Source organism: Sphingobium sp. C100 (assembly GCF_000508185.1).
GTDB lineage: Bacteria > Pseudomonadota > Alphaproteobacteria > Sphingomonadales > Sphingomonadaceae > Sphingobium.
In genome coordinates this window covers 57,594-64,008 of record NZ_AYOY01000101.1, presented here as the reverse complement: position 1 = coordinate 64,008, position 6,415 = coordinate 57,594, and the positions used below count along the sequence as shown (strand labels likewise).

At 64.1% G+C, this 6,415-nt stretch carries 8 protein-coding genes; 1 reads left to right on the top strand and 7 read right to left on the bottom strand.

Translation table 11 applies throughout. The features are described 5' to 3' along the window. The 4 genes from C100_RS32305 to C100_RS32290 all read right to left on the bottom strand — a co-directional run. The coding region (locus C100_RS32305) for a class I SAM-dependent methyltransferase (RefSeq protein WP_024019158.1) at positions 1–662 on the bottom strand (662 nt) is incomplete at its 3' end. Positions 663–863: 201 nt separating this feature from the next. Beyond that, positions 864–1,265, bottom strand: coding sequence for a hypothetical protein (locus tag C100_RS32300; protein ID WP_024019157.1), 402 nt, complete (start codon positions 1,263–1,265; stop codon positions 864–866). 78 nt (positions 1,266–1,343) lie between these two features. Next, positions 1,344–2,510, bottom strand: coding sequence for a mechanosensitive ion channel family protein (locus tag C100_RS32295; RefSeq protein WP_031308999.1), 1,167 nt, complete (start codon positions 2,508–2,510; stop codon positions 1,344–1,346). Between the two features lie 87 nt (positions 2,511–2,597). After that, positions 2,598–3,605 carry a DNA topoisomerase IB gene (locus C100_RS32290; protein ID WP_031308998.1) on the bottom strand — a complete coding sequence of 336 codons (1,008 nt, stop codon included), beginning with the start codon at positions 3,603–3,605 and terminating at the stop codon, positions 2,598–2,600. A gap of 103 nt (positions 3,606–3,708) precedes the next feature. Here C100_RS32290 and C100_RS32285 point away from each other — a divergent pair, with 103 nt between their 5' ends. Beyond that, positions 3,709–4,263 (top strand): type 1 glutamine amidotransferase domain-containing protein, encoded by a 555-nt coding sequence (locus C100_RS32285; RefSeq protein ID WP_031308996.1) that lies wholly within the window; start codon positions 3,709–3,711, stop codon positions 4,261–4,263. On the opposite strand, the gene C100_RS32280 is transcribed toward C100_RS32285, so the two are convergent. The 3 genes from C100_RS32280 to C100_RS49305 are packed head-to-tail and all read right to left on the bottom strand — an operon-like array spanning position 4,223 to position 6,415. After that, complete coding sequence (locus C100_RS32280; RefSeq protein WP_024019153.1) at positions 4,223–4,939, bottom strand: hypothetical protein; 717 nt, start codon at positions 4,937–4,939, stop codon at positions 4,223–4,225. The two genes, C100_RS32285 and C100_RS32280, sit on opposite strands and share 41 nt — an antisense overlap. Next, positions 4,936–6,300 (bottom strand): putative O-glycosylation ligase, exosortase A system-associated, encoded by a 1,365-nt coding sequence (locus C100_RS32275; RefSeq protein WP_024019152.1) that lies wholly within the window; start codon positions 6,298–6,300, stop codon positions 4,936–4,938. Before C100_RS32275 ends, C100_RS32280 begins: the two co-directional genes overlap by 4 nt. Then, positions 6,293–6,415 carry a hypothetical protein gene (locus C100_RS49305; RefSeq protein ID WP_024019151.1) on the bottom strand — a complete coding sequence of 41 codons (123 nt, stop codon included), beginning with the start codon at positions 6,413–6,415 and terminating at the stop codon, positions 6,293–6,295. Before C100_RS49305 ends, C100_RS32275 begins: the two co-directional genes overlap by 8 nt.

The window sequence follows — 6,415 nt, the reverse complement described above, 5'->3', positions numbered from 1 at the left end:
CGCGCCCCCAGCCGTTCGCCCGGCCGCGCCGCGTCGTCCAGCAGGACGACGCCATTGTGCGACAGGCGCGCGAACAGGCTGTCCGCGGCGCCGCGCACCAGGGGGTGAACGCTCCAGGGTGGACCGTCGATGATGAGCAGGTCGATCTGGTCCGGCAAGTCGTCGATCGCATACCAGCGTCCCGGCCAGTCCTTGCTGTCATGGATCAGGGGGGCGTGACGAATATCCACGGCAAGGCCATGTTCCGCCAGCCACTGACGGGTGGCCTCCACAAAACCGCCATGCTGATCGAAACTGTGCAATTGTCCGCCGCCATGCAGGAGCAGCGCCTGCGCCGCCACCAGCGAGGACGCGCCCGCGCCGAGTTCCACGACATGGGCCGGGCGCAGCCGGGCGATTTCCCGTACGATGTGGCGCAGGAAGCCGACATCCGCCTTCCAGCTGCCCAGGTGCGGCAGCGCGTCATGGGCAAGGCCAAGCTCGTCCAGCAGCGCGCGCTTGTCCGCCTTGCGCCCGCCTGACAGGCTGGCGAGCAGCCAGGGCCAGCCGATTGCGCCAAAGCCGGTGCGCCAGGCCGTGTCGGACAGACGGCGAGGCCAGCCGGCACGGGCGGTCTGGGCGTCGTCAAGGGGCAGAAAACCGGTCAGTTCGCGGGATGTCACGGAAAACGGTCTCCTCCATATGAAACTGGCGAACTATGCCCGCTTCTGACCTTGACGCAAAGGGCAGGCGCCGGACCGATCCCCGGACGAAGCGCAAAACGCGCATGATGCACGCAATATCCGAAGGCCGCTATGCATCGACTGCAAGAGGAAGAAGCGGACAAGCGCGGCAGCGCTGCCCCCCATGAGGCGCGACTTTGGTCAATAGCCCAGGGTCAGGCCGACCGCATAATATTTGGGACCGACATTGGCCTTGGCGCGCAGTTTGGGGATGATCGGCATGGCGAGCGTCGCATAGGGCCGAACATCGTCGCCGCTGAAGCGCGCGCCCGCGCCGATCGTCGCGGACAGCGGGATGGTGTAAGCAGCCTCGACCCGGCCATAAAGCTTGGTCTCGCCATCGCGAAGATAGACGCCGCCGCCCGGCGTCAGGCTGAATCCTGCCATGTCGAGCGCATAGCCCGCCCCGATCTCCGTGCCCCAATGGCCATCAGCGCGGCCATAGTTGATTTCACCGCCCAGCCCTTCGGCATGGGCGGTGAAAGGGGTGGCGAGGGACGCGGCGAAAGCAGCGGCGGCAAGCGTGGCGTGAAGAATGTTCATGGCGCAACCGGCTAGAACGTCGCCCCGTGGCCCGCAAGCGCGCGCCGACGAGGCGAGTCGTCCCCGCGCCGATCCGCCTTAATGGTCGAGATCGACGCTCTTGACCGGCTGCACTTCCGCATAGGGCATGATCATGCGGCCATCGGGCGCAGCGGTGAATGTCGTCTGCGTCGGATAGGCGAACTCGATGCCGCGTTCATTGAACTGGCGCAGGATGGCGAGGCCGATCTTATGCCGGATCAGGTAGATGTCGTCCCATCCCGGCAGATAGACTTCGAATTCCAGCTCGAAATCCAGGCTGGACCCGCCAAAGCCGACAAAGCCCGAACGCACGAATGTCGCGCCCAGATCATCGACGATGGCTTTCAATATGTCGGGGATCTGTTCGGCCACGTCGGGCGGCGTCTGGTAGATGACGCCGATGGCGAATTTCAGGCGCCGATGGTCGAGCGTCTGGTAGCTGGTGATTTCCTTTTGCAGCAGGTTGGCGTTGGAAATCACTTTCTTCTCGCCGGTCAGGGCGCGCAACCGGGTCGATTTGAGGCCGATCTTCTCCACCGTGGCGGTGGTGTTGTCATAGGAAATGGCCTCGCCCCGGCGGAACGGCTGGTCGAAGATGATCGACAAGGCGGCGAACAGGTCGGAAAATATCCCCTGCGCCGCCAGGCCGATGGCGATGCCGCCGATGCCAAGACCCGCGACCAGGCCCGTGACGTTGACGCCCAGATTGTCGAGCACAACGATTGCCGCGATCGCGAACAGACCCACCGTTACCAGCACACGGATCAGGCCCATGGCGTTGGCCAGCGTTTCGCCTTGGCCGTCCTCCGCCAGCGTCTTGCGCTCGATCAGGCCCAATATCACTTCGCGCGCCCAGATCGCGGCCTGTAGCACGGTGGCGATGGTGAAGAGGAAAATAACGGTGCGGCTGATGACGGGCGGCGCATCGGCATAGCCCGCGACCAGCCGGGCGGCGACCATCACCATGAAGAAATGCGTAGTCTTGGCGACGGTGCGGCCCAGCACATTGGTGTAGCCGATCGTGGCGCCGCGCCGCCCCTTGTGCCGCTTGCCCAATTCCTTGAGCGTCGCGAGCAGCAAATAGATGACGACCGCCGCGCCGATGGCGATCAGGATCTGGACATAATGCACCGCGAACCAGTCGCTGGTCGCACGCCACATTTCCTGAAGGTTCGGCGCGCGCAACGGAGTTGTGGGGAGGGCGGGGTCTTTTGGATCGGCCATGCCTGTCCTGTCTTGCTGAAACGATGTCGGGGCGGGCCTTGGACCCGCGGGCTTGGCCTTTGGGGTAGAGCATTAACCCGCTGCGGTTCAAGCCGCTGCGGCAAGTGGTGCGCAGTTCGCGATTTCGTCGAGGAACAGGATCAGGCCGCGCTCTTCGCGGGAAAGATAGCGGGTGCGGCGCGGCAGGCGAAGTCCGGCGCGCCATTCATCCTGCCCATCCTTGCACAGGGCGATCAGGGCAGGGTGGATATAGGATTTGCGGCTGATCGCCGGCGTGTTGCCCAGCGCCTGCGCAACCGGGGCGATCATATCCTTCATCGACACATGACCCGCCGCCAACTGTTGGAAGGCGATGGTCGATGCGCCCCAGGTGCGAAAATGCTTGGCGGTGAAGGGCGCGCCCATGGCTTCGGCGATATAGGCGTTGACGTCGCTGGAACTGATCGGCCGGGCTTCCCCGTCTTCGTCCAGATATTGGAACAGATGTTGCCCCGGTAGATCCTGCACCTGGCGCACGAAGCGCAGCAGCCGGGTGTCGGTGACGGACAGTTGATGCACCTTGCCCGATTTGGCGCGATAACGCAGCGTCAGTGTGCGCCCGTCAATGTCGAGGTGACGGCGCCGCAGGGTGGTCGCGCCGAAGCTCTTGTTGGTGGTCGCATAATGTTCGTTGCCCACGCGCAGCTTGGCAAGATCGAGCAGCCGGACGACGGCGGCCATGGTGCGTTCCTTGCGCAGGCTGCGTTTCGACAGGTCGCGATCGAGGCGCGCGCGCAATTTGGGCAGGGCTCGGCCGAAGTCGGGACAGCCGCCATATTTTTCCGCCTCGCGGGCGGATCGGAAATCGGGATGATAGCGATATTGCTTGCGCCCCCGATCATCATAACCAACTGCCTGGATGTGGCCATGGGGCGAGGGGCAGAACCAGCAGTCGCGATAGGCCGGCGGCAGGGCGATCGCGTTCAGTCGGTCGATTTCCTCCCGGTCGGTGATGCGATTGCCATCGCCGTCATAATAGGCCCAGCCGCGCTTCAGAGCGCGGCGCGTAATGCCGGGACTGGTGTCGTTGGTGTGAACGAGGGCGGATTGGGCCATGTTTTCCTTCTCATGGCGCAAAACCCGCTGTTCATCGCTTCGTTCCGCAACTCCAGGGCGGGATCGGCCGTTGATGGGCATCCCCCAACTCAAGGAGAATGACATGCCAGCCATTGAGCAGAGCCGCATCCTGATCGTCGCGACCGACGGTTTCGAACAATCTGAATTATTCGAACCCCGGCAAAAGCTGCTGGATGCCGGCGCCAGCGTGACGCTCGCATCGCCGGGTACCGATCCGATCCAGGGCATGGAGCATGACAAGAAAGGTGACACGATTCGTCCCGACATCACCCTGGATGCGGTGCGGATCGATGACTATGACGGCTTGATCCTGCCCGGCGGCGTCGCCAATCCCGATACTTTGCGCATGAACGACAAGGCGGTGGGCATCGTCCGCGATTTCGTTGCATCAGGCAAGCCCGTCGCCGCCATTTGCCACGGTCCCTGGTTGCTGGTGGAGGCCGGCTGCGTTAGTGGCCGAACCGTGACGTCCTGGCCATCGGTCCGCACGGATCTTGCCAATGCGGGCGCGCAGGTGGTGGATCAGCCGGTCGTGGTCGATGGCAATCTGATCACCAGCCGCAAACCCGATGATATCCCCGCCTTCGTCGAGGCCTTCAGGAAAGCCATGACGGAATCGGCCACAGCCCCCGCTTGAGCCGGTCTTGGCCGCCGTTGCTGCACCATGGAACAGGGCGGCGGCGCAGGACGGACAGGTTGGCCAGCGCCAGCACCGCGCAGACGCTGCCAGCCGGCACCGCGAAGGGCAGAAGCTGCGGAGCCGCCATCGGCGCGGCCACCGCTGCGCTCAGCCCCGCAAAAGCCAGGCCGGTGGCGCGCGCGTCGCCGTCCGGGCCGCGCAGCCAGACCAGGCAGGCGGTCATGCCGGTGATGAATGCGAGCATATAGCGCATCATTTCACTGCCTGCCGCCGCCTGACCCGCGATCAGCAGCAGTAGCAGGGCAGCGGCCAAAGGCCGCGCCAGCCGGCCGATCAGATGCGCGCACATCGGATAAAGCAGCAGTTCACATAGCAGGGCCGCGCCGATGATCGCCTGCGCATCCTGCGTCCGGCGAGCGATCAGCGCGACCACCGCCGCTGCACCCCAAGGGAGGAGGCGGCCGGGCGCCATGCGGATATGACTGATCCACCCCAGCGGACCGCCGCGCATGTCCCACCGACGGTCGGCCAGGCGAAGCTGGAACCCGCCCATGATGAACAGGGCTTCGGCCGCCCAGGGCAGCAGCCTTGGCGATGCGACCAGCGGCAATGCAAGCAGCAGTCCGAGCAGCAGGCCATGGGCCAGCCCCAGTGCACGCAACTCTCCCTTCATGCCGGCAGGCCGCCTTGCATCGCGAGCGACGCGTCCAGCGTGCGCTTTGCCGCCGCCCGGCGCTTGCGGGTGAGATAGGTGTCCAGCCCGATCTGGAGCGCCAGCATCATGAAGATGAAGGGTTGATAGGCAATGCCCACGAACAGCGACCCGATCATGTAGATGATATGTCCTTGTTGCAGCGCCAGCGCGAACGGGGCGATCCAGGCTTCGTCCGGTCCGTCCCGGTTGCGGTAGAATCGCCGGATCGATTCGGTGCGGATGAAGCAGATGAGGTGAAGAAGCGCCCAGATGGCGAAGCCGAAATAGCCCTGTTCGCCCAGCAGCTCGAAATAGGCGCTGTGATAGGCGCGGCCACGGTCAGTGACCAGGCGGCGCTCGACTCGCCTGCCACCGCCATCCGCGACGGTGCTCTGCGCGAAATAGGTGAAGCTGTTCTGGAGATAATTGTCGAAGCCGCCGCCGCCGGGATGCTGCTTCACATAATCGAGCGTCCACATCCATACGGCAACGCGCGTGGAGGCGCTTTCGTCGCCCTGGTGATTTTCGATCGTCTCCATCCGCTGGGTGAAGCTGGTCGGCAGGAAGGGCACGGCGGCCAGCGCGGCCAGCAGCATGAGCGGACCATAGACGAATTTCCGTTTCGACCGCAGCAACATCAGCCCAGCCAGGATGACGATGCAGACCAGGCCCGTGCGCGCTTCGGTGCCGACCGGCATCAGCAGGCAGGCGAGGCAAAGGCAGTAGCAGAAGGCCTTCACCTTCCAGTCGGGCGGAAAGATCGTGCCATGTTTCGACAGCCACAGGATGATCGGGATCAGCGAAATGGCGACGCAACTGATGATGCTGCCTTCATAAAGGCCGCTGTTATTTTCGACCATCAGGTTGAGCACGCCATAGCCGCCGCCGGAGAGCGCCGTTTTCATGCCGCCATTGATGATGATCGTGCTGGCGCACAAAACCATGAACAAGGCGAGCGCCTCGATTCGCAGGCGCGTGCGCAAAACCAGCGGCAGGAAGACGCCGGCGATGATCGCCTTCCACACCCAGTTCCATTTGGTGAGCGCTTCCGCCGGGAAATCCGCCGTCAAGGTGGTGTAGCCGCACCAGGCGAGCAACAGCAGCATCAGCCCCTGCCGCGCGGAGAATCGGCAATCCTTCTTGTCATCCACCACCAGCCACGCGCCAACCATGGCCGCGAAGGCGATGGCGGAAATGGGAATGGAATTGAGCAGGAAATAAGAGAGGCGCTGGGGTGAAACGATGTCGATATAGGCATAGACCGCGACCAGCAGGAATGGCCGGCGCAGGCCCATCAAGCCAAAGATGCCCAGAAAGGCGATGAAGAACAGATCACGCATCGCCGCGCGGCTCCTGCGGTTCCGGGTCACGGTCCAGGTCGCCACGCGGCAGCAGCCGCCATGCGGCGAGCAGGATCACGCCGTGGCTGATCAGCAGGGACAGTGTGTCGATCAT